The 23,544-nt window shown below is 56.5% G+C and carries 22 protein-coding genes; 11 read left to right on the forward strand and 11 right to left on the reverse strand.

Annotated features, from left to right (window positions below):
• The first annotated feature begins 63 nt into the window (after window positions 1-63).
• The 3 genes from ACO05M_RS15835 to ACO05M_RS15845 all read left to right on the forward strand — a co-directional run bounded on the left by ACO05M_RS15835 (window position 64) and on the right by ACO05M_RS15845 (window position 3,604).
• Window positions 64-999: a LysR family transcriptional regulator gene (locus ACO05M_RS15835; RefSeq protein WP_421865008.1), complete on the forward strand. Its 936-nt coding sequence runs from the start codon at window positions 64-66 to the stop codon at window positions 997-999.
• Window positions 996-1,652, forward strand: coding sequence for a DsbA family protein (locus tag ACO05M_RS15840; RefSeq protein WP_421865011.1), 657 nt, complete (start codon window positions 996-998; stop codon window positions 1,650-1,652). Before ACO05M_RS15835 ends, ACO05M_RS15840 begins: the two co-directional genes overlap by 4 nt.
• Before the next feature lie 791 nt (window positions 1,653-2,443).
• The gene (locus ACO05M_RS15845; protein WP_421865014.1) at window positions 2,444-3,604 is read left to right on the forward strand and encodes a hypothetical protein; all 1,161 of its coding nucleotides are present in this window, start codon (window positions 2,444-2,446) and stop codon (window positions 3,602-3,604) included.
• Between the two features lie 94 nt (window positions 3,605-3,698).
• On the opposite strand, the gene tehB is transcribed toward ACO05M_RS15845, so the two are convergent.
• From tehB to hutC, 4 genes are all read right to left on the reverse strand, one after another.
• Complete coding sequence (gene tehB / locus ACO05M_RS15850) at window positions 3,699-4,265, reverse strand: tellurite resistance methyltransferase TehB (protein WP_421865017.1); 567 nt, start codon at window positions 4,263-4,265, stop codon at window positions 3,699-3,701.
• 253 nt (window positions 4,266-4,518) lie between these two features.
• Entirely contained in the window at window positions 4,519-5,073 is a 555-nt protein-coding gene (locus tag ACO05M_RS15855) for a Spy/CpxP family protein refolding chaperone (protein WP_421865020.1), read from the reverse strand.
• Window positions 5,074-5,823: 750 nt separating this feature from the next.
• Window positions 5,824-7,113, reverse strand: a complete 1,290-nt coding sequence (locus ACO05M_RS15860; RefSeq protein ID WP_421865023.1) for a diguanylate cyclase domain-containing protein — start codon at window positions 7,111-7,113, stop codon at window positions 5,824-5,826.
• Window positions 7,114-7,368: 255 nt separating this feature from the next.
• The gene (gene hutC / locus ACO05M_RS15865; protein ID WP_421865026.1) at window positions 7,369-8,070 is read right to left on the reverse strand and encodes a histidine utilization repressor; all 702 of its coding nucleotides are present in this window, start codon (window positions 8,068-8,070) and stop codon (window positions 7,369-7,371) included.
• 535 nt (window positions 8,071-8,605) lie between these two features.
• Here hutC and hutI point away from each other — a divergent pair.
• The 4 genes from hutI to hutH all read left to right on the forward strand — a co-directional run bounded on the left by hutI (window position 8,606) and on the right by hutH (window position 14,241).
• Window positions 8,606-9,901, forward strand: a complete 1,296-nt coding sequence (hutI, locus tag ACO05M_RS15870; RefSeq protein ID WP_421865028.1) for an imidazolonepropionase — start codon at window positions 8,606-8,608, stop codon at window positions 9,899-9,901.
• Window positions 9,902-9,913: 12 nt separating this feature from the next.
• On the forward strand, window positions 9,914-10,915 hold the full coding sequence (gene hutG, locus ACO05M_RS15875; RefSeq protein WP_421865031.1) for a formimidoylglutamase: 1,002 nt from the start codon (window positions 9,914-9,916) through the stop codon (window positions 10,913-10,915).
• A 78-nt stretch (window positions 10,916-10,993) separates the two neighbouring features.
• The gene (hutU, locus tag ACO05M_RS15880) at window positions 10,994-12,709 is read left to right on the forward strand and encodes a urocanate hydratase (RefSeq protein ID WP_421865035.1); all 1,716 of its coding nucleotides are present in this window, start codon (window positions 10,994-10,996) and stop codon (window positions 12,707-12,709) included.
• Window positions 12,709-14,241: a histidine ammonia-lyase gene (hutH, locus tag ACO05M_RS15885; RefSeq protein ID WP_421865038.1), complete on the forward strand. Its 1,533-nt coding sequence runs from the start codon at window positions 12,709-12,711 to the stop codon at window positions 14,239-14,241. The genes hutU and hutH overlap by 1 nt, the downstream gene beginning before the upstream one ends.
• A 69-nt stretch (window positions 14,242-14,310) precedes the next feature.
• Here hutH and ACO05M_RS15890 read toward each other — a convergent pair whose 3' ends face one another.
• Entirely contained in the window at window positions 14,311-14,784 is a 474-nt protein-coding gene (locus ACO05M_RS15890; protein ID WP_421865041.1) for a c-type cytochrome, read from the reverse strand.
• Between the two features lie 201 nt (window positions 14,785-14,985).
• Between ACO05M_RS15890 and ACO05M_RS15895 the strand changes: the two genes are divergently transcribed.
• Both ACO05M_RS15895 and ACO05M_RS15900 read left to right on the forward strand, forming a co-directional pair.
• Entirely contained in the window at window positions 14,986-15,618 is a 633-nt protein-coding gene (locus tag ACO05M_RS15895; protein ID WP_421865044.1) for a hypothetical protein, read from the forward strand.
• Window positions 15,619-15,638: 20 nt separating this feature from the next.
• Complete coding sequence (locus tag ACO05M_RS15900) at window positions 15,639-16,667, forward strand: hypothetical protein (protein ID WP_421865047.1); 1,029 nt, start codon at window positions 15,639-15,641, stop codon at window positions 16,665-16,667.
• Window positions 16,668-16,848: 181 nt separating this feature from the next.
• Here ACO05M_RS15900 and ACO05M_RS15905 read toward each other — a convergent pair whose 3' ends face one another.
• Window positions 16,849-17,025 carry a hypothetical protein gene (locus ACO05M_RS15905; protein WP_421865049.1) on the reverse strand — a complete coding sequence of 59 codons (177 nt, stop codon included), beginning with the start codon at window positions 17,023-17,025 and terminating at the stop codon, window positions 16,849-16,851.
• 267 nt (window positions 17,026-17,292) lie between these two features.
• Complete coding sequence (locus tag ACO05M_RS15910; protein WP_421865052.1) at window positions 17,293-17,592, reverse strand: hypothetical protein; 300 nt, start codon at window positions 17,590-17,592, stop codon at window positions 17,293-17,295.
• Window positions 17,593-17,712: 120 nt separating this feature from the next.
• Between ACO05M_RS15910 and ACO05M_RS15915 the strand changes: the two genes are divergently transcribed.
• Complete coding sequence (locus ACO05M_RS15915) at window positions 17,713-18,732, forward strand: IS110 family transposase (RefSeq protein ID WP_421865056.1); 1,020 nt, start codon at window positions 17,713-17,715, stop codon at window positions 18,730-18,732.
• A 336-nt stretch (window positions 18,733-19,068) separates the two neighbouring features.
• Here the strand turns inward: ACO05M_RS15915 and kwaB are convergent, their stop codons facing one another.
• The 4 genes from kwaB to ACO05M_RS15935 form a co-directional block, all read right to left on the reverse strand.
• Window positions 19,069-20,043, reverse strand: a complete 975-nt coding sequence (gene kwaB, locus ACO05M_RS15920) for an anti-phage protein KwaB (RefSeq protein ID WP_421865060.1) — start codon at window positions 20,041-20,043, stop codon at window positions 19,069-19,071.
• Window positions 20,040-20,627 (reverse strand): anti-phage protein KwaA, encoded by a 588-nt coding sequence (gene kwaA, locus ACO05M_RS15925; protein WP_421865064.1) that lies wholly within the window; start codon window positions 20,625-20,627, stop codon window positions 20,040-20,042. The genes kwaB and kwaA overlap by 4 nt, the downstream gene beginning before the upstream one ends.
• Window positions 20,628-20,718: 91 nt before the next feature.
• The gene (locus ACO05M_RS15930; protein ID WP_421865067.1) at window positions 20,719-21,345 is read right to left on the reverse strand and encodes a DUF4145 domain-containing protein; all 627 of its coding nucleotides are present in this window, start codon (window positions 21,343-21,345) and stop codon (window positions 20,719-20,721) included.
• A gap of 440 nt (window positions 21,346-21,785) precedes the next feature.
• Complete coding sequence (locus tag ACO05M_RS15935; RefSeq protein ID WP_421865070.1) at window positions 21,786-22,700, reverse strand: LysR substrate-binding domain-containing protein; 915 nt, start codon at window positions 22,698-22,700, stop codon at window positions 21,786-21,788.
• A gap of 152 nt (window positions 22,701-22,852) precedes the next feature.
• On the opposite strand from ACO05M_RS15935, the gene ACO05M_RS15940 reads away from it, so the two are divergent.
• Window positions 22,853-23,539, forward strand: a complete 687-nt coding sequence (locus tag ACO05M_RS15940) for a pirin family protein (protein WP_421865072.1) — start codon at window positions 22,853-22,855, stop codon at window positions 23,537-23,539.
• Window positions 23,540-23,544: the final 5 nt, after the last annotated feature.

Genomic DNA, 23,544 nt, shown 5'->3' on the forward strand with positions numbered 1-23,544 from the left:
CTCTGTGCAACTCTTATGTGCATATACGCACAGAACAAAATCCCAATGGCAAAAAGTAAACCGATGACTGAACAGAAAACCGATTGGAACGATATTCACGTCGCCTTCCAGGTGGCCAACCACGGCACCCTCAGTGCGGCCGCCGAGGCATTGGGGGTGCATCACAGCACCGTGCTGCGCCGGGTCAACGCACTGGAGAAGCGGCTCGGCACCCGGCTGTTCCACCGTCATCCTCGGGGTTACACACCGACGGAAGCAGGAATGCTGCTGACCCAGGTGGCGGAAAACACCCAGGCCGGCTTTGACCGTCTGTTGGGCAAGCTGCAAGGCACCGATACCCAGCTCAGCGGCACCCTGGTGGTCACCACGGTCAACAGCATGATCTCAAATCTGATGCCGATGCTGGCCGAGTTCCAGCAGCTCTATCCGCAGGTCCGGCTCGAATACGCCGCCGACAGCCGGATCATGAAACTAGAATACGGCGAGGCCCATGTCAGTATTCGCCCCGGCACCCGACCCACCGATCCGGACTATGTGGTGCAACGGCTGGCCGAAGGCGCAGCCTCCATCTATGCCGATGACGCCTATATCGCCCAGCACGGGCTGATGGAGAGTCTTGATGATATTGAAGGCCATCGTTTTATCCGCACCGTCGCACCCTACAGCATGATCGCGTTTATGGAGTGGATGAATAAAACCGTGCCGGATTCGCAGATCAGCCTGCGGGTTAACGACCTGATGGGGTTTATTCCGGCGATCCGGGCCGGCTTCGGCGCCGCCCCGCTCCCCTGCTGGATGGCCTCGACCGATCCGAGCCTGAAGCCGTTAATCGCCCCGCCGCCAGAGTGGGCCGGACCTATGTGGCTGGTAACCCACGTCGATCTGCACCGATCCAGCAAGGTTCAGGCCTTTACCCAGTTCCTGAAGCAGCGAATCCAGCAGGAACTATCTAGGCTGATGGGACTGCCACCCAGCCCACAGAAAAAGGACGCCCCATGAGTACGCCTTCCAATTCCAGCCCCATCTCCACGCTGTATTACATCCACGACCCAATGTGCAGCTGGTGTTGGGCGTTTGCACCGGGCTGGCAGCAGATTCGTGACCAGTTACCGGACTCAATCAAGGTGGTCAAATTGGTGGGAGGTTTGGCACCGGACTCGGACCAACCGATGGCGCCACCGATGCAGCAGTATCTACAGCAGACCTGGCAACGGATTCAACAACAGGTGCCGGGCACCGAATTCAATTTCGAGTTCTGGCAACAGTGCCAACCCCGCCGCTCCACCTACCCGGCCTGCCGGGCCGTGATCGCTGCCCAACGGCAGAACCCGGACGACCAAGAACTCGATGAGCGGATGACCCGGGCGATTCAACAGGCCTACTACCTGAAAGCCCAGAACCCCTCCGACGACGACACCCTGATCGCCTGCGCCGACAGCCTGGGGCTGGATACCCAACGCTTCGCCGCCGACCTGAACAGCCGACAAACCCAGGCGATGCTGGAGCAGCAGATCCGCCAGTCGGCCGAATTGGGCGTGCAAGGCTTTCCGAGCCTGGTATTGATCAAAGAGGGCCGCCGAATCCCGATCCCGATCGACTACCGCAACCCGGCTATCAGTTTGGATGCCATCGCCCAGGTGATAACGGTATAAATAATCTTGGTATTTAACTGAAGGCAGAGACCTGAAAGCCGAGCCTCTGCTCTTCGTGCGCCACCCGGCTCAGCCAAGAGCATAACCACTCCACCGAACCTGCCGTTTCCTCAGGGTTTTTCTCCATACTCCCCCGATCTCCCCTGAACATTCACCCACGTTCTCCGCTCTGTATTCCCCCTGCTTTCTCCTCTGCTTTTCCCTCTACTGCCTTCCTTGATTTCACCCTGCACGACCACGCCGTTACGCCGTCCCGATCAGATTTTTTCAAAAACTGCCTACTTTGCGACCAACAAGGCACGGTTATTGCGGTACCACACAATGGCCGTCGACCCCTTCGACTCATCATGGCGGCCCGAGGAGATGCGATGACCTGACCCCCTGCTCCGTCCGGAGTTCTCTTGAAACCAACCAAAAGACGCCAGCAACCGGAGTATTCCGGGGTCTGCGGATGCGCCGTGCCGGCCCGATCCGCCCCCGCCAACCCCGGTGTGTTCAACCATGGGCTTTAACCGCCCGGTGGGGGTTTCGTGCGGCCGACGCTCGCCGATTCGACCTTTCACCGGACAGAACCCAAGCGGCAAAGCGGCTGACGTCAATCGGCAACCATAGGCAGGACCTTGCCGCCGTGATTTTGATCCGGCCGGGCAGGTTTTCTTGCGTCCTGACGCTGGGCTCGGATGGCCCAACGCAGGCCCCGTAATGCCCGCCTAAGGCGCCTGAATAGCTTGGATCAGTGCATCGGGTGCTGAGTCAGTTATGCAGGAATCTTAGAGTAGAAGGAATTAAAGATGATCATACAAAACAGTGAAATCCACTTAAGTGCAGAGCACCAGCGCTCTGAAATCACCGAACGCAGCCTATCCGGACCGGGCTTTGCCCTGGCCATGCTCGACGCCGAAATGTCGTTCAGCCAGAATCGCTTTAGTGCCCAACTCGCTCAAGGACAACTCGGCAGCGCCCTAACCCCCGCCGGCGCAGCCGGTTCGGCTGAACCAGCCAGCCATCCGTTCCGGTTGCTGCCCACCGCCTTTCCCGGCCGCTTCAGCGCCTCCCCGACCCAGGCCAGCAGCGAAGAGCTGCAAAGCAGCCTGATGCAGAGCCGAATCCGCTTCTTCCAGGCGCTGATCGATGCCCTGACCGGCCGCAGCCACCAGATTGAAGACCCAGATGCCGAAGCAGAATCGACTGATCCCTTATTGGGTGAAGAGCCGGGCGAATCCGGCAACTTGCCGACCAGCGATGCGGCAACCAGCCCGATTCCCGGGCAGCCGGTGCTGAACCCGTTAGTCCTGGAGATCGACGTGCGGGTCAGCCAGTACCATAAGGAGACCGAGACCACCAACTTCAGCGCCTGCGGCATGATACAGACCTGCGATGGTCAAAGTATCGAGCTGAATCTGAACCTGGAGATGAGCCGCAGCTATGAGTCGATCAGCGAGTTCGAAACCAAGCAACAGGTGGTGTTCAAAGATCCGCTGGTGGTCAACTTTAACGGCACCGCGGCGGAACTGAGCGACGAGAAATACCAGTTCGATCTGGATGTCGACGGCGAGCTTGACTGGATCCACTTTACCGATATCAACAGCGGCCTGCTGGCACTGGACAAAAACGAGGACGGCCAGATCAATGACGGCTCCGAGCTGTTCGGCGCCATCAGCGGTGACGGTTTTGCCGACCTACGCCAGTACGATCTGGACCAGAACGGCTGGATCGACGAGGCCGACGCGGTGTTCGACGACCTGAAGATCTGGACCCGCCAGGACGAGCAGGATCAGCTGACCTCACTGTTGGATCGCAATATCGGCGCGATCTACCTGAGGGCGACCGAAACCCCATTCGAGCTCAAGGATGAGGCCAACAATCTGCAGGGACGAGTACGCCAGAGCGGCGTCTATCTGAATGAGGACGGCGGTGTCGGCACCGTACAGCAGATCGATATGGTAGTTTGAGCCGGTTGTCGCGGCGGACAAATAGTGTGGTTTGCTATCTGTCCGTCGCTACATCAAATCGGCTAGGTCGTGCTGACCGATCAGACGGGGCAAATTAACTGGGCTTGCGCGCCAACAGGGTCGCAAACATCAGCTGGGCGCCGTTGTGCATGGTACCCAGCTCTTCGTTGTACTTGACCAGCTCCCAGCCCTCGTAAGCCTCGCCCAACTCCCCTGTCCCCAGAGTGAACCGGAAAGGAACCGGGCACGGATACTCGTCGGTGCTCATCGCGCAAACGATCAGGTTGTAGCCGCCGGGCAGCGTACGCGCCTGCATATCGGCAATCACCGCACCGACACGCGCCGGGTCGAGGAACATCAGCGTCACGGTGCAGGCGATAAACCCGTAATCCGAATCCAGATCAGCCTCATTAAGGTCGTAAACCTGCGCCTGAATGTTGGTAAGGTCCTCCGCGCCCGCAATCTGCTGCAGCATATGGATGGCGTTGGGGTTGTTATCGACGGCGGTGACGTTAAAGCCCAGCTGGCTCAGATGAATACTGTTTCGGCCATTGGAACAGCCCATATCCAAAGCATCGCAAGGCTCAATGATTTTGCCCGCTTCAACCACTTCACTATGGGTCGCACTCAAGCCGTAACGGCTATGTAGGTCAACTGTCATGATAACCCCTGTCTTTATCTGAAATGAGGGGCAGTATGTTACTACGGCTGGGGCGCCGGAATTCGGCGATAAGGGGCGTCAGAAGTCGGCAATTCGGCCCCCTTTGATGGATATCAAGTTTGACGGTCAAGGATGAGGCCATTGAAAGGATGAGGCCATTGAGCTGCTGGGGTTCATAGACTAGAGCAGAGAGAGATGGGAGGCAAAAATGGCCTAACTATCTTGACGGGAAACCATAGTCACTTGTTAGCTTTTATTGCCTATGATGATGCTTGTGGTGGCTTCCGTGTCCGGCACGGTTGTAGCCCCTCAACTCAATGTAGCCAGCTATCTGTTCATTATTGAGAATTTTAGTCTGCTGCAAATGGGCACGGAGATGGACTGTTCGCAAACGGGATTCAATAGTGCCAATATCTTGCATAAGCTTCGACAAGGATGACTCGTCAATTTTTTTACTTCTGAAGGCATCATCCAGCGCACGCTCTGCCTTCACCAGCTCAGCACCCAGATCCTTGGCGGCGGCTTCCATCTGGGAAAATATAATTTCCGTTTGTCTTCGCTGATCGGCTGAAAGAGACAGTTTTTCACTGAGTTCGAGCACATGAGCGGGACCTGGGTAGCCATTCAATTCCGCTGCCTTGGCGTAACCCATACCTTTTCCAGACAATAGCCCGTCGACCTCTGCTTTTGACAGGGATTTAATTTCTCGGGCTTCTTCACCAGCATAAGGGGAGCTCTCAGATGCTAGAGATTTTCCTCCCAGCATCGCGAATATCATTACAAAAACGACCGTCATTTTGTTGCTCATTTGATCTCCATTGTTTCGCCAGAAAGCTAACGACATAGCTTACGAGTCTGACCTGCGTTTTTTGCAGGGCGGATCTCGTATAGCGGGTTGTTGGTGTGTGCCGACCACGACCGTGGTATCAGCAAGGGAAAGTAGTGAGATAGGGTGTCACGGTAATCCATGTGAATGCTGCTCTCCTTGCTTGGCATGCTAACTATCAGGTGAACCAGTCCATATCGCCTGTAGCCTTGCCGTGAATCGTCTGCCGGTGTCGCTTAAACTCGTTTAATCGCGCCGTCTGCGGTTCACGGTAGCATGAATCGAAACAGCTCGATATCGGTCATTTTCTGATTTTTACTCGGCCCAGATAGCTCTCGATCACACCTGATTAGGCAGGAATCAAACGTAATCCAATCTGGCTATGCGTTTGATTAGTAAGGATTAGGCATCATCCCCAACATTTTAATAGTCGGCCCTTGCAAGGTAGCCCTACCTTGCAAGCTTGGTTTACCTTCCAAGGATGGAAGACAAAATCATGTATCGACGCGGCAACAAATATCACGCTCAGGTCGCCCAGCTGGCAAATGCGCGGACCGCCAAAAAAAGAAAAAGTCTGAAAAGAGCTGTCCTTGCTAATCGTTACGATCTCCCTGATCTTAGAAGGCTGGTTGGGGTGTACCAACATTGATCGCTACACCCAAACTCACTGTGTTGGACTATATCTCAACCATCGGTATTTGTCCGATCCACCCCAAATGGGGCCAATTGACCTCAAGCAAAGGTCACATCCCCCTTACCCTGCTTTTTAACCCGATACATCGAACGGTCTGCAGCCTTGATCAGCATCTCCATATTGCGGCCCTGCTGCGGGTAGAACGCGATACCGACGCTGGCGCCGATCTGGGCTTGCTCATTGGACTCTTTCAGCGCGAACGGCAGGCTGATTCTTTCAATAATCTTCCGCGCAACCACTTCGACGCTTTCCGGCGAGGTGATATCGGTGATCATCGCGATAAACTCATCGCCGCCCACCCGCGCCACGTGGTCGCTGTCGCGCAGGCAGGTCTCCAGTCGAAGAGCTACCTCCTTTAGCACCCCATCACCGGCGTCATGGCCCCAGGTGTCGTTGACGGCTTTGAAGCCGTCCAGGTCGATAAACATCACCGCCAGCTGCTGGCCGTGGCGTTCGGCCTGGGCGATCAGTGATTGTGAGCGCGCTTCCAGCAGGCGCAGGCTGGGCAGGCCGGTCAGGGCATCGTAGTGAGCCAATCGGTGCAGCTCGTCTTTGGCCTCGTGGGCGGCGTCGAGGGCTTGGTGGAGCTGGGTCACGTCGTATTCGGCCACCATAAACAGCCAGTCGCCGTTGAGTGGATGGCGGGTCATGCGGATATCAAGGGTATGTTTGCGTAGGCCCGCGTCGGTTTGCATGTCGTAGGTCCAACGCCCACCCTGCTCATCCAGCGCCCGCTGCATACAGGCTTTTCCCTCGTCCAGAACGGCAAAGCGCGCCGTGAACATATTCACGTCATCAGGCAATTGCTTGGGGTCGAGGGACTTGTAGGCCTGGGTCGCAGCCGGATTTTCGACCACCGGCATACCTTCCAGGGTAAAGCTGGTAACCAGCACCGAGGTGTAGCGCATCGCTTCGGCCAGCAGCAGGTTTTCCGGTGATTCGCCCAGATTCACCTCTTCGTTGATGTAGGCGATGATGGCGCGGTGGCGCTCCGGACCGATCAGCACGGCGCGGTGCATCATGTGCAGCGTCTTGGGCTTGCCGTTGGGATAGGTGGTCCAGGGATCGATGGTCAGGCCGTTCTTGGCGGCCAGATCGAAGGTCTGCACGGTGCGGTCCCGCGCGCCTTGGGAATCATCGGACAGATCCTTGTTGATCAGATCGTCGAGGCAATCGAGTTTCCAGAAATCCAGCGCCGGTTGATTGCCCCACCACCAACCATGACGGTCGATATCGAACACCCACACCACATTGGGTATCAGCTCGTAGAGCGCCAATTCCGAGTGGTCCTTAATATGGACCAGATGACTGTAATCTGCGCTTGCCATAAATCCGTTACCGACAGACTGCCTACAGAAACAAATGCCCCGTCGCTAGCGACGGACTAAGGGAGTGATTAGATGCAGGTTAATTCAACACGTCATGCCACCCAACCCCTGCCTGACAACATCCAATAAAAGTCTGACGAATGTCAAAAATTCGGGGCTTTTAGTTCCATATTTTTGGCAGGGATCAGCTCAGCCGGGACTCAAAACAGTCTCAAAGCGCTCTCTACGCTGTCTCAACGTTGTCGAATATCGGTTTCAACCGCGTGAGCTGAGGCGGTAGCGGCTGCCGGGATGGATCAGCCGGGCACAGCTAACCAGCTTCTGATCCGACCAGGTACGCCGATCCACCCGCAGGCATGGCTCGGTGGTATCGATCTCCAACAGCGTGGAGGTCTCGGCGTCCGGCAAAATCGCCTCGACGATATGCTCCATCTCCGACAGCGGGTAGAGCTCGCTGAGGTATTGGCTGGGGGTTTTATCGTCGAAGCGCTGCTGCAGGTAGTCCGGGGCGATCTCGGGCCGCACAAAACGCTCTTCGAGCTGGATCGGGATACCGTTCTCGCGGTGCACGATCAACGAGTGGAACGCCAGCTGCCCCTCGCGGATTCCCAGTCGCAGCGCCGTCGGCGCATCCACCGCCACGGCTTCTAACCGGTGCAGTTCGCTGCTGTGGACATGGCGCCGATCGCGGATCTCGTCGGCGATATTGCGGATCTCCAACAACGGAGATTCAGCCCGCACTTCGGCGACAAAGGTGCCCAAGCCCTGGTGACGGACCAGATAGCCTTCGGCCACCAGCTCGGCGATCGCCTTGTTGGCAGTCATGCGGCTGACGCCGAAGCGCTCGGCCAGCGCCATCTCGGTGGGGATCTGCTGGTCGGCGACGAACTCGCGGTTGCGGATCGCCTCCTCCAGATATGATCGGATCGCTTTGTAACGGGGTTGAACCCTGGACATCGACTCGCACTCCTGCGCCTGACTGGCGGCTATTATGCCTGAGCTTTTCACCTACTGGTCAGATAGGTTTCCTAACCTATCTGACCGTCCCCCCTCCGATACAGCGCAATTACGCGGAATTGCTTGATCTAAGGGACCAGCGAACAAGCCCCTACAGCTTCTGCAAGCGCCTGAAGCACGCAAGTTCTAGGCGCAATCTGCAGCTAATGGCAATCGTCCTTAGCAAGGATTGCAACGACGACATTGTGTACTTCAGGCCTTGCCCAAAGGGGCTTTCAGTTTGATCCGCACTCTACGTTGCAGCTTTTCGCAAGGTCTAGACATTGCTTCAAAGCTACGCCTGGATTGCGAACCAAGCTGAAAGCCAGAAGCCAGTATGGGCTTATTCGCAGGTTCCCTCGGGGCTCGCATTGGCTTTCGGCCAATGAAAACACATCCATGTGTTTTCCTATACTGAAGTCACGGGATACTTTACCCAAAACAATTGTATATATTTGTATATACATTTAAAACAAACTGCGGAATAATCGACGCCATGATGCAGTCAAATAACAACATTCAAACCTCCCGTCCGGGCATACACGGTCGCTTGATCATCAACGCCCGGGTAGCCAGCCTAGACCCGACTCATACGCAACCCTACGGGATGCTGGACGACCACGCGGTGCTGATCGGTGACGACAAGATCATGTGGGTCGGCCCGAGCAGCGAGGTAAACCCGACCCAGTTCGAAGGCGACCTGATCGACGCTGCCGGTCGATTGGTCACCCCCGGCCTGATCGATAGCCACACCCATCTGATCTACGGCGGCAACCGCGCCCAGGAGTTCGAAGCCCGCCAGCAGGGCCAGAGTTACGAGCAGATCGCCCGCGCCGGCGGCGGTATCCTCAGCACCGTCCGCGCCACCCGGGAGTTGGATCAGAGCGGTCTGATCGAGCAGGCCCTGCCCCGGCTGACGGCGCTGTGCCGTGAAGGTGTCACCACGGTCGAGATCAAGTCCGGTTACGGCCTGACTTTGGACGATGAGCTGAAGATGCTGCGCGCCGCGCGCCAGCTGGAGCAGCGGTTACCGGTACGCATCCGCACCACCCTGCTGGCCGCCCATGCGGTGCCGCCGGAGTACCGGGACAACGCCGACAGCTATATCGAGATGATCTGCCAGGAGCTGATGCCGAAAGTGGTGGAAGAAGGTCTGGCCGATGCGGTCGACGTGTTCTGCGAATCCATCGCTTTCAGCCCGGCCCAATGCCGTCGAGTGTTCGAAGCGGCTCAACAACATGGGCTCGGCATCAAGGGCCATACCGAGCAACTGTCGAACCTGGGCGGCTCGGCCCTGGCGGCCGAGTTCGGCGCCTGGTCGGTGGACCACCTGGAGTACCTGGACGAGCAAGGCATCAAAGCGATGCGCGCGGCCGGAACCGTGGCCTGCCTGCTGCCCGGCGCGTTCTATTTCCTCAAAGAAACCCAAATGCCACCGATCGAGGCGCTGCGCCAAGCCGGTGTGCCGATGGCGCTGGCCAGTGACTGCAACCCCGGCAGCTCACCACTGGCGTCACTGCGGCTGATGATGAACCAGGGCTGCGTGCTGTTCGGCCTGACCCCGGAAGAAGCCCTGACCGGCGTCACCCGCCACGCCGCCAAGGCGTTGGGCCTGAGCCGCCAGGTCGGGATGATCCGTCCGGGCCAGCAGGCCGACCTGCTGTTGTGGGATCTCGACCATCCGGCCCAACTGGCCTACGAGTTCGGCCCGGAGCGGCTGGCGCTGCGGATATTTAACGGCCAACCGGCACCAATCCCCCCTGCTCAGAACTCGCTGGCATCGCACGGATAAGGGAGGCTGACCATGTCTGATCAAACCCTATCGAGTGCAACATTGACCAGCCAAAGCTACAGCCCGGCGAACCCGGCGCTGTGGCAGGGCCGGATCGATAGCCACGAAATCGGTCCGGCACCGCGCTGGCACCAGCAGGTGCAGCCGTCGACGCTGGACGCGATGGCCGATGCCGATCCCGGCGTTGCGCTGCTGGGCATCTGCACCGACGAAGGCGTACGCCGCAATCAGGGACGGGTCGGTGCGGTCAACGGCCCTGACACGGTCCGGGTGGCGCTGGCTAACCTGGCCTGGCAGCTTCAGTCACCGCTGTATGACTGCGGCAACCTGCACTGTCTCGATGATCAGCTCGAACAGCTGTCGCAACAGCAGGCCGCGGCCGTCGAGCAACTGCTGCAACAGGCCCATCTACCAGTGCTGATCGGTGGTGGCCACGAGATCGCTTACGGCAGCTACCTGGGGCTGGCCCGCTACGCCGCCGACCAGTACCAAGGTCCGGTCGGCATCCTCAATTTTGATGCCCACTTCGACCTGCGCCACGACCAGCAACCCAGCTCCGGCACCCCGTTCCTGCAGGCCGCCGAGTGGTGCCAGGCGAACCAGAAGCCGTTCCATTACGCCTGCCTGGGTATCAGCGACTGCGCCAACACCCAGGCCCTGTTCCAGCGCGCCGACCAACTCGGGGTCCGCTACCTGCGTGACGATCAGATCAACGGCTGGCAGCTGCAACCGGCGCTGGAGCTGCTGGAAGAGTTTATCGAGCCGCTGGCCGCGCTCTACCTGACCATCGATCTGGATGTACTGCCGGCCTCGGTGATGCCCGGCGTCAGTGCCCCGGCCCCCCGTGGGCTACCGCTGGAGCTGTTGGAAACCCTGATCGATCACGCCCGGCACCTGGCCGGACCTAAGCTGCGATTGATCGACCTGGCCGAGTTCAACCCCCGTTTCGATGTCGATGGCCACAGTGCCCGGGTCACATCCCGGCTGATCCATCGACTGCTGCGACCGCTGTGACGGCGTTACACGACCTAATCACAAAATCCAAAACACCCTTACCACCCAAACAAGAACGACAAGATAGAAGAGAATGCTATGAACCAGATCGTCCAACCTTCTGCTGATCCCCGTCTCGACCCCAGCCGCGAGATCCGCGCGCCCCACGGTTCCACCCTTCGCTGCAAAAGCTGGCTGACCGAAGCAGCGATGCGAATGCTGATGAACAACCTCGACCCGGAGGTGGCCGAACACCCCCAGGCGCTGGTGGTCTACGGCGGCATCGGCCGTGCGGCCCGTGATTGGCAATGCTTCGACAAGATCATCGAGGTGCTGCGGCGTCTGGAAGACGACGAATCGCTGCTGGTTCAATCCGGCAAGCCGGTCGGGGTGTTCAAGACCCACCCGGACGCGCCGCGGGTGCTGATCGCCAACTCCAATCTGGTCCCCCACTGGGGCAACTGGGAGCACTTCAACGAGCTCGACCGCAAAGGCCTGATGATGTACGGCCAGATGACCGCCGGTTCCTGGGTCTATATCGGTTCCCAGGGCATTGTGCAGGGCACCTACGAAACCTTCGTCGCCGTGGCCAAGCAGCACTTTGACGGCGAAGCGGCCGGTCGCTGGATTCTGACCGGAGGTCTGGGCGGCATGGGCGGTGCTCAGCCGCTGGCCGCTACCATGGCGGGCTTCTCGATGCTGGCCATTGAAGTGGACGAAACCCGGATCGACTTCCGCCTGCGCTCGGGCTACCTCGATCGTAAAGCCACCGATCTGGATGAGGCGCTGGCGATGATCGACCAGGCCAAGGCCGACGGCAAAGCGATCTCGGTCGGCCTGCTGGCCAACGCCGCCGACATCTTCCCGCAGCTGGTCGAGCGCGGCATCACCCCCGATGTCACCACCGACCAGACCAGCGCCCACGATCCGCTGAACGGTTACCTGCCCCAAGGCTGGAGCCTGGAACAGGCCGCCCAGCAGCGTAAGCTCGACGAAGCCGGTGTGGTCAAAGCCGCCAAGCAGTCGATGGCGGTACAGGTCGCCGCGATGCTAACCCTGCAACAGCGCGGTTCCGCCACCCTCGATTACGGCAACAACATCCGCCAGATGGCGTTCGAAGAAGGGATCGAAAACGCCTTCGACTTCCCCGGCTTTGTTCCGGCCTATATCCGGCCGCTGTTCTGCGAAGGGATCGGCCCGTTCCGCTGGGTTGCGCTTTCCGGTGATCCGGAAGATATCTACAAGACCGACGCCAAGGTGAAGGAGCTGATCCCGGACGATCCGCACCTGCACAACTGGCTCGACATGGCCCGCGAGCGGATTCAGTTCCAGGGCCTGCCAGCACGAATCTGCTGGGTCGGTCTGAAAGACCGTGCCCGCCTGGCCCAGGCGTTCAACCAGATGGTGGCCGACGGTGAGCTCAAGGCACCGATCGTGATCGGTCGTGACCACCTCGACTCAGGCTCGGTGGCCAGCCCCAACCGCGAGACCGAATCGATGCTCGACGGCTCAGATGCGGTATCCGACTGGCCGCTGCTCAACGCCCTGCTCAACACCGCCGGTGGCGCCACCTGGGTCAGCCTGCACCACGGTGGTGGGGTCGGCATGGGCTTTAGCCAACACGCTGGCGTGGTGATCGTCGCCGACGGCACCGAAGCGGCCGCCAAGCGTCTGGGACGGGTGCTCTGGAACGATCCGGGTACCGGCGTGATGCGCCATGCCGATGCCGGTTACGACATCGCCAAGGATTGCGCCCGCGAGCAGGGATTGGACCTACCGATGCTGTCCGATGCCGCTGACAAGGAGGCCAACTGATGTACGCGTTGACCCTCAACCCCGGCCAGCTGGATCTGGCTACCCTGCGTCAAGTTAACCTGAACCCGGTCAAGCTGAGCCTGGCCGAAGAGGCCCGTGCGGCCATCGAAGCCTCGGTCGAGACCGTCGATGCGGTGATTCGTGACGGTCGTACCGTCTACGGCATCAACACCGGCTTCGGTCTGCTGGCCAATACCCGGATCGACAACGCCGAACTGGAACTGCTGCAACGCTCGATCGTGCTGTCCCACGCCGCCGGTACCGGGACGATGATGGAAGACTCCACCGTCCGCCTGCTGATGGTGCTGAAAATCAACTCGCTGGCACGGGGCTTCTCCGGCATCCGCCTGAGCGTGATCGAAGCGCTGATTCAACTGCTGAACGCCGAGGTCTACCCCTGCGTACCGCAGAAAGGCTCGGTTGGCGCATCCGGCGACCTGGCACCATTGGCCCATATGAGCACCGTATTGCTCGGAGAAGGCGAAGTGACCTACAAGGGCGAGCGTTTGTCCGGCGCCGAGGGTCTGAAGATCGCTGGACTGGATCCGATCACGCTGGGTCCGAAAGAGGGACTGGCGCTGCTGAACGGCACCCAGGCCAGCACCGCCTTTGCGCTGCAGGGTCTGTTCGCCGCCGAAGATCGGTTTGCCACCGCGGTGATCTGCGGCGGCCTGAGCGTCGAGGCGGCGCTGGGAAGCCGCAAGCCGTTCGATGCGCGGATTCACGAGGCCCGTGGTCATCAGTGCCAGATCGATGTCGCGGCCGCGTACCGCTCGCTGCTGGATCACAGCGAGATCGAAGATTCGCACCGTAACTGCGAAGCGGTGCAGGACCCCTACTCGCTGCGCTGCCAGCCCCAGGTGATGGGCGCCTGTCTGGAACAGATCCGCAACGCCGCCCGCACCCTGCTGACCGAAGCCAACGCGGTGTCGGACAACCCGCTGGTGTTTACCGATATCGGTGACATTTTATCCGGGGGTAACTTCCACGCCGAGCCGGTGGCGATGGCGGCCGACAACCTGGCGCTGGCGCTAGCCGAGATCGGCTCGCTGTCGGAACGTCGGATGGCGCTGCTGATCGACTCCAACCTCAGCAAGCTGCCGCCGTTCCTGGTGGAAAACGGCGGGCTGAACTCGGGCTTTATGATCGCCCAGGTGACCTCGGCGGCACTGACCAGCGAGAATAAATCGCTGGCCCATCCGGGCTCGGTCGACAGTCTGCCGACTTCGGCCAACCAGGAGGACCATGTGTCGATGGCCACTTACGCGGCCCGTCGATTGAGCGACATGGCCGACAACGTGGGCGGGATTCTGGCGGTGGAGTTGCTGGCCGCGTGCCAGGGGATCGACTTCCGCGCCCCGCTGCACAGCTCCGAGGCGCTGGAACAGGCCAAAGGCCTGCTGCGTGAAGCCGTGCCCTTCTACGATCAGGACCGCTACTTCGCCCCCGATATCGAGGCCGCCAAGCAGCTGATCTGTCAGGGCATCTACAACCGCTTTATGCCGACCGAGCTGCTGCCTAGCATCGGCTGATAGAGGATTATCTAGCTCGACTCAACCCGCTCGTCGCTGCCTGAATGGTTGCCTGAATTGCTACCTGAATTAAGGCAGCTCGGGCGGGTTATCGTTGAATTGACGCAAGTACAGCAATAGATCAGCGCGCTGCTTGTCCTTGCGGATACCTCGGAAGTTCATGATCCGACCGGGAACCGCGCGATCGGTCCGGGTCAGGTAATAGTTGATGGTGGCATAGTCCCAGCTGTGGCCGGAGTTGATCATCGCCTCGGAATACTCGAACTCCTTAATGCTACCGGCCTTGCGCCCGAACAGGTTCCACAACAGCGGCCCCTTGTTGTGAATCCCATCCTTGGCGACATCGTGGCAATTGGCGCATTTACGCTCGAAGAAGTCCGCCCCGGCTTCCACATCCCCCTCTCGCAACAGCTGCTTAAACTCTTCGCTCAACTCGGGCTGAAAGTTGGCCAGCGATTCCGACGGATCAAATTTGGCCGCCTGGGCCTGGCTGCTCATACCCGCAACCGATAACACGATCGCGGCTACCATTGCTCTGTTCATCGGGTTCCCCTCAAGTTCATCTATCCTTACGCTCAGTATGTGCCAGTCTAGCCGAGAGTGGCTTAACCGTGACGAAACAACACGATGGTTAACCGCTCGGGCAGACTTAACAAACAAGTAAACCCAGTCAGGCCGAAGATCTCAAGCCGTAGCGGCCAATAACTCAAGGCAAAAAGTACCGATACGCTAAAGGCTTAGATTATGGACGATACTATCGTAACGTTACGGATGATCGAGCGGATCACCGTGGTGCTGATCGCCGGGGTCTCGATCTTCTTCGGCTACCGACTGTTCTTTCATCTGCCGTTTGAGCGCAGTCACGAAGGTCAGCTGGAGCTGCCCGGGGTCAAGATCGTGCTGTCACGGGTCGGCCCCGGGATCTTCTTTGCCGCCTTCGGCTCGCTGGTGCTTTACTACTCGCTGACCACGCCGATCAAAGTCAGCCTGCCCAGCGCAAACACGATCCCAGTTAACAGCACTGAGTCGGCAACCGCCCAGGCCAACACCCCCGTCCCAGTGGCCAGCTTTACCGGTATCACCGGCTCAAATGTTAAGACAGGAGCGGGACAAGCAACACCGCAGCAACGCAACCGCGCCCTGACCAGCATCGAAGCCCTCAACTGTGCCCAACAGCTACTTCCTGCCGATCTCGATCCGATCCAGCAGGACCAACTGGCACTGGCCCTGATCGATGCCAAACGGGCCTTGCTACTGTCGGTCTGGAACGAGGATGATTGGGGGACAACCGAGTTGCTGGGCAACGCCGGTCCAACCCCTGAAGCGCCCTTCCAGCTCCGCAGCCTGTTCAACGCCACCGCCGCTGAATGCCAATGAGCCGGTTAAAGAGAGTGCCAATGAACTGGCTCAAGAAAGTGCCGGTAAGTCGGCCCAAGAATCGGCTGATCTTGATCCTGGTGGCCATGTTGCTGGCGCTGCCGGTCCAGGCCCGCGACTACCGCACCCTCTACTCTGCCGAGGAGCTGCAGCGGGCCAACGGGATCTACTCGGCCAATATCGAGGCGGTACTGTTTGAGGATATCGCCCAGTACCTGCTCGGCGGCGAGCTGGAAACCCTGCAGCGGGTGACCCTGCTGCAGCCGCCGGATCGCTGGAAGGATCCGTTTGAGTTCTCTGCCAGTGCCGACGCTGGACTGATGCTGATCCCCACGCTGTCGGTCAAATTTCTGGATGACCTGGCCATCGCCATCGCCTGGTTTGAACGATTCGGCTGCAACAAAGAGTCACTGTTCGACTATGTCGCCGCGCTGGATTTCAGCGATCGCAAACTCCCCGCGCCACTGCCAGCGTTGAAGGTCCCCAACCAGGCCTACAAGCTGGATGCCTACGTCGATGATGTGTCTCAGAAGATTCTGAAGTCTGCGCTGGCGTTTATCCTGCTGCACGAGTTGGGACATCTACACCACCGGCACCGCGGCTATGATCAGATCAGCGCCAAGCAGGCCCAGGCCCAGGAAGCCGAGGCCGATCAATTCGCCATGCGAGTATTGCGGCGGATGCGCCTGCCGCCGCTGGGAGCCACGGTCTGGTTCTCCGCCGTCAGTATGCGCGACCCGCTGGTGCCCGGATCACCGCGCCAGACCCACCCGCTGACCTCAAACCGCTTGCAGGCGATCGCCGCCCAACTGCGAACCCGCCCCGGCGACTTTATCGAACCCGCCAACCGCGGCAAGCTGACCCCGGACGGTATTCGCGCTGCTGCCGATGAGATCGAACGGATCGGCACCTTCCTGGCCGACCCTGACTTTCGCTCCTTCCTGCGCGAACGCGGCCGTCGCGCGACGCCGGAGCTACTCAGTGGAGCCTGCACCCCGGAGCAGCATAATCAGCAGTGGCTGGAGCGGTTTAAGGATCTGACTCAGTAATCGGCGTAAGGGTTATTGCAGCTTAGTAGATTGGCGCGTGGCGTAGTCACCTGTTCGGTGCTAAACAAGTTGTTTGGTATCGAAGAAAAGGGGACGAGAGGACGGGTTTAAACTCAATACTCTCCTCCTCGTATCCAGGTTAGATAAATCTGCTCCGACTTATTAGTCTCGGTTTTATGCATTAAAATAAACTGCTAGTACCCTCCTCGTTTCTATCTACATCGTTTCCAACTATTTCTTTAGAATCAGCCCGGCGCTTCTTATTGCTTTCTTTCTTAGCAGAAGATTTTTTGCCCCAGTAAGCGCCATTGCCTTTCTTTGATCCTGAATGCTCAGTTTTCTTTGCTTCTTGTCCCATAACTCAACCCCAAGCATAACGCTGGTATAAACCACATAAAATAAATCTGTCTCGGTTTTCTGTCGAGTAAAACTGGTCATGTCGCTGTTCGATTATGTCGCCATGCTGGATATCAGCAATCGCAAACTCCCCACGCCACTGCTGGCCGGAGCCTGAACCCTGGAGCAGCATAACCAACAGTGGTTGGAGCGGTTTAAGGATTCAACTCACTAACCACCATACTGGTTAGTGAGGCTTAATAGATTGATGGTAGGCCATAGTCACTTGTTATGTGTTTTCAATTTCATCAATAAGGTCAAACCCTTTGCTTTTAAAGTATGTACCTATAGCAGCCATTATGGCTATCAGAACCAGTAATGTGAATGCGGAGTCATAGTTTTCATTTAAAATTTCTAAATGTGAAAGTTTGGAAATATGATCGGTATTATTAAACAGCTGCTTAATCATCAGTAACAATGGTGCAATAAACGCAGAAACAACCATGGTTTTTTGCATATAGTTGCCCAGCGATATAAGAGAATCTGCGTGTAATTTCTTTGATGCGTTACTTCTATTCTTCATTGTCATAAATTTACTCTGGCATAGATTTTACGTACGACACATAACGAATGAAATGGACTCCCCCTTCCTTGGGTAGCAGTGCCACGCTTACCTGCGGGCAATAGGACGATCAATGGGAGGTGTAACATGTCCGTTTCTACGCTTGGCGTTGATCTCGCCAAAACTTCGTTCAGTATCCACGGCGTTGATGCACGTGGCAAGGTACAGCTTCGCAAGAACCTCAACCGTTCCAAGTTACTGGATTGCATCGCCAATCTACCGCCTTGCCTAATTGGGTTGGAAGCTTGCAGCGGGGCCCACTACTGGGCTCGTGAGTTTCAGAAGCAGGGCCATCAGGTGCGGATCATGGCACCCAAGTACGTCATCCCCTACCGTACGGGGGCCAAGAACGACGGCAACGATGCCGATGCCATTTGCGAGGCGGTCAGCCGTCCTCGCACCCGTTTTGTGCCGACCAAGTCGGCTGAACAGCAAGCCGTATTGGCCGCTCATCGCATCCGCAAAGGCTGGGTCAAAGAGCGCACCGCCCTGATCAATCAGATCCGGGGGCTGATGGCCGAGTTCGGAATCGTGATTGCTCAGGGGCGCTGGTCGTTACAGCGAGAGTTACCGAGAATATTGGAGGATGCCGAGAACGAGCTGCCGACCATTGCGCGCGCTCTGTTGCATGAGTGCTACGAGCACCTTCAGGTATTGAACCAACGGATAGACGATCTCGAGCGTTGCTTCGACATCGTGGCCGAGCACAGTGAAACTGTGCAGCGCCTGATGACCATTCCCGGAGTCGGCGCTCAGACCGCAACCGCCATCGTAGCCTCGGTGGGCAAAGGCCAGCAATTCGATAAAGCCCGTGACTTCGCTGCCTGGTTGGGGCTGGTCCCCCGGCAGTACACGACCGGCGGCAAGCCGAGGCTGGGGCGCATCACCAAACGGGGTGATACCTACCTGCGAACGTTACTGGTACACGGTACCCGCGCGGTCCTGGCCCGAGTGGCGGACAAGCAGGATCGCCTTAGTGAGTGGAGCAAAGGCGTTATCGAGCGACGGGGCTATAAGCGAGCGACGGTGGCCTTGGCGGCCAAGAATGCCCGGATAATCTGGGCGATGTTGAGATCAGGAAAAGAGTACGAAGCGTTCGCCGTCTGAAGACAGGCGGCGAACGCTGAAGACACCCACCGGACATTGCGAAGGCGATGGATGACGTAAGGCACAGACCAGAACGGGTAAACCTGTTTAGCGCGGAGGCCTTAAAGGCCGTCTAACGAATGAGGGCCCGTTCAGCGCGTTTCATCAGGGCCAGGGCGATAAAAGCCCATCAACAGGCCGAATGTAGAGCGGCAGTCCAATGACCTTACAGATTCAGTTTAGTCCTTGTGGTGCCAGGGGGAGTCCATGTAGCCGCGCTAACGGACTGGCTCTGCGTAGCAGCGACAGTCCAAGATCAGCGAATCTGGGCTGAATGTTGAGCGCCTTGTTAGAGCTCTATGCTGCACTTTCCTTTTCGTCATCAACGCTATCTTTCGCGATACTGTCATAAAATATTTTTGTGAGCTCAGACTGCAAGAAATCATCATTGAGAAGTTTTAAGAATAGGTTCTGAGACTTCTTGGTCTTGAGGTTTAGCTTTGTCCCGTCTTCAGTGTATTTAAAACTACCTTTTAGCGACGGATGCGTGTTTGTGAAACTTATGATCTGTGAGTTTGGTATAACCCCTAAAACAGGTGAATTGCTAGCAGACTTAACCAGTTTTCTTGCAAATGATATGTCATCAAGGCGAGACTCAAAAACTTCGCAATTGACTACCAAATTAGCATCCTTTATGTTTTCGATACCTTTCTCAGCTACGTTTTTGACCGCATCGTGAAACCCAAAGAACCGTTCAAGCGCCTTTATATCTAGAATGTAATATTCACCGTTTATCTTAATAAATTCAAATTTTGAATTTATTTTCAATATATCAGAATCTAGTTTCTTGAATCGATTGCCACCCTTTGGCTTCATAAGATTAAAACCGCTATCTTGCTTCAATAAAGTTACAGGGTACTGGTGTTTATACAAAGCAAGCTGCGTATCTTGATTCCCGATTAGAATCAAAATTCCCTCAAGGTGAGAAAGATCATCATCACTTAGATTGAAATTATCAAACTGCTCTTCTTGGATAATCGTTTTTAGGTATGCAAGTTCATCTGGAATATCTTCCAGATCATACTTATAGAGTGCGTTTTTTCTATCGTCAGCACTTGATAATGATACTAGTGTTAAATCGTCATTTAGCAATATTGAATCGCTTATGGACCTAAGAAACATCCCTTCAAGCTCAGTCTGATCAGTGTCATCTATGTCCACCGATTTAACCTTCATTCCTTCGCCATCATCAAGTAGGAAGAAAAACTCCGCTGAACAAGCATCAGCACTTATTACTGATGATATGCTTGATTTAAGATCTTCAATGTTCATTTAACCAGCCTCCCAAAACATACTTTTTCATCTAGATCTAATGTCCTTATTTGATCCGCTTCAGTTAGCCGATCTTTTGTTATGACAACTATGCTTTCTTTCGTAGTTGTACGTGTTTGTACCGTAACTTTATATAGTCTGTAGCCTAATACAGCTAATGTTGGGTTTGCGTAAAACTTATCTGTTTTTACATATATTATGCCAATGATTATAAGCAGAAAACCTAAAGCGAAGGCGTATCTTGAACTTGTCAGATTGAAACAAATAAGCGGAATTATATAAGTGGTCAGAAACGTAAGGTGCTCATAGTTTAAATCTTCAATTTTCAGTACCTTAACAGGAAGTTTTTTGCTCCCTGATATCCTGTAATCAAATCTAAAATAGGAAAAAACACCGACAAGTAAAAATGTAAGAGACACTATTGAAATGATGTTCTTGCTAATTAATTCCTTCCAGCCAATAAACTGACATTCTTCTCCAAAACAAATAGGCACTTCAGCGGTAACAACAATGATAAGAAAAAAAAGCAACCACAATGAAAGAATGTATAGCTCAAACTTCTCTAGAATTTCACTGAGTTTCATACACATCCTCTGTGTGGCAAGCGCTCTAACGTTGCCTTCAGCGGAGCAGGCGCGTTAGCGACTGTATCCGCTGGAAGACCTTGTTACATGTTTAACTGTCGCGTCGTTGAATTGCATCTCTAGCCCCCTCTGGTAACTCGCCGTAAAGCGAATCAATCTGATTCGGCACTGTGATCATCGTTTCGGCAATAATATTGATGAGCATGAAAAGGTTACCAACCACTTCTGGGTTATCAGTGTCGATTTGGCCTGGATGTACGGCGTTGTTTCCTATAACGCGAACAATGTCTAATGACTTTTGTATTTTTGGAGGCAACCCATTCTCGACAAGCGTTTTTATATCATTATTGATATTGCTTCCGTCCCCTCCAAGATGTACACAGAGCTTTTGTATGGCCAGTCTTAGCAGAGCCGCTGCACCCTTTGGGGATAGATTGGAAATTGATGCCGCTTCTAAGTAATCGGTTTTTACTTCATCGGGTAAATCGGGATTTGGTTGAGGAGCAAGTCCAATTTTAGGGAAAACCATTTTATCGAAGTGCCACAGTGAAAAATCTCCACAACTGTCGCATCTAGTTAAGCAAACTCTATGAGAGTTGCTGTAGCTATAGTTTCCATTCAACTCATCAGGGCTTGATTTATGACGTTGGCGGGCTAACACACCACAATGAGGGCATGTAAATGAATTAACACCTCTTTCAGGCTTTATATATTTCATGATTTCCTTATTGATACATGTAACAGTCTGGTTATGAGGACGCTGTCCTCATAATCATTATTAGCGGGACGTCCATCTATCACGCCACTGGTTTATCTCTTTCTATCGCAACTATTTGTTTAATAGAAGCTTTTTATCCAGACTCACAGCTGACCGGTGACAAAGCTGGACGCCAGTCCATGCTTCTGTCGCTTGAAAGGATTGGCTCGTTGAAACTAGAGCCTCAAGGTGGATCGCGCCCATGTCATCCGTCTCCATTGTTGCAGTCCTTTGCCGAATAATTGAGCGTTCGGCGCGACGGTAAGCGGTCGATTGGCTTACCGATACTTGAGTCAGTCTTTCATAATCTCCCATCAAAGAAAACACCCCTATTCCGAGAAAGGGTTTGGACCTTTTGGCCCAGGAGTCTGACTCGGTGACCACCGGGCGTGGTGTTGCATTCAGCTCATTACCAGGCCCTGCTGCAGATCGACCCGGGCCGCTTTTAGCTGCTCGATAAACCAGTGCAGGCCCTTGCCTTTGTTGCTCTTTCGCCAGGCGAGGTACATGGTCTGCGGGGGGCGTTGTTGATCCAGTTCCAACACTTTCAGCCTGCCCTGCTGCAATGGTTGCTGTATCCGGTGCCGTGGCAGGTAGCCCACCCCCATGCCTAGGCACTGGGCTTCGATCTTGTCGGCGATCGACGGCAGGACCACCCGGGAGCGGCCGTCCAGCAGCCCGGTGGATTTCACCGGCAGCGAGCGGGAGCTGTCGGCTACCACCAGGGTGGGATAGGCCTGCACGGTCGCCAGCGACAGCGGTTGCGGCATGGTGGCCAGAGGATGATCGCTGGCCACCACGAAGTCGAACGCGACCTGTCCCAGGGCCTGGGTTGCGAACCCCTGGCCCGGCGGCTCCTCTTCGACACCGATCACTAGATCACAGCGCTCCGAATCCAGCGCATCCCAGCTGCCGGCCAGCACCTCCTCCATCAACCGGACCTCGGTGCGCGGTTGCAAGCGTTGGAACGCCTCCACCAACGGGTAGATCGACTCGCAACCGAATACGCTATCCACCGCGATGCGCAGCTCCACTTCCCAGCCCCCGGCGGCCTGCTTGGCCAGCGCGGTCAGCTCCTCGGTGGCCAGCAGAATCCGACGACCCTGCTCCAGCACCAAGCGTCCCACCGGGGTCAGCTCCGCCTTACGCCGTCGGCGATCGAACAGCTCCAGCTCGAGGTCCTCCTCCAGCTTGCTGATGGTGTAAGAGAGCGCCGAAGGGACCCGATGCAGTTCGTCGGCGGCGGCGGCAAAGCTACCCCGTCGATCGATCGCATCCAGCGCTCGCAGCGCGTCCAGCGTAATCGGTGAATACATAGTTCAAATATTTTGATCTTTTTGATCAAAACTCTCCGTTATTTTTTCTAGTTTCTATTTTTTATAGTTTTCACAACGATCAATCAAATTGAATAGTAGACAACAAGGCGGGATTGGATAACCGAACCCAGCCCGCCGGACGGAGTAGCACGATGATCAGCCTCAGACACGCCCAGGATCGCGGCCATGCCAATTACGGCTGGCTGGACACCCGCCACAGCTTTTCCTTTGCCGAGTACTACGACCCTGCGCATATGGGGGTCTCAAGCCTGCGGGTGATCAACGAGGACTGGATCGATCCCGGCGCCGGTTTCGAACCCCACCCGCACCGGGATATGGAGATCATCACTTATGTGATGCAGGGCCAGATCGAGCACCGTGACACCATGGGCTCCCACAGCGTGCTGCGAGCCGGCGAGGTCCAGGCGATGAGCGCCGGCAGCGGGATTCTGCACAGCGAGTTCAACCCGTCTGACACCGAGCAGTTGCACCTGCTGCAGATCTGGATTCAGCCGAACCAGCTCGGCGTCACGCCCCGCTACGACCAGAAGGATTATTCCGACAGCCACGGCATCACCTTGCTGGTCTCCCACGATGGCCGTGACGGCTCGCTGCCGATCCACCAGCAGGCCAGCCTTTACCAGATCAAATTGGATAACGAGACGGTGCAGTTCAACGCCCAGCCGGATCGTACCTATTACCTGCAGCTCGCGCGGGGCACGCTGGCAGTCAACAATGTGCCGATGGAAGCCGGGGACGGCGCCACCCTCAGCGGCGAAACGCAGCTCAACCTGACAGCGGACCAGCAGGCCGAGGCCTTGCTGTTCGAGCTGCCGTAAATTCG

Origin of the sequence: Motiliproteus sp. (assembly GCF_965230735.1) — a bacterium.
Classification (GTDB): domain Bacteria; phylum Pseudomonadota; class Gammaproteobacteria; order Pseudomonadales; family Balneatricaceae; genus Motiliproteus.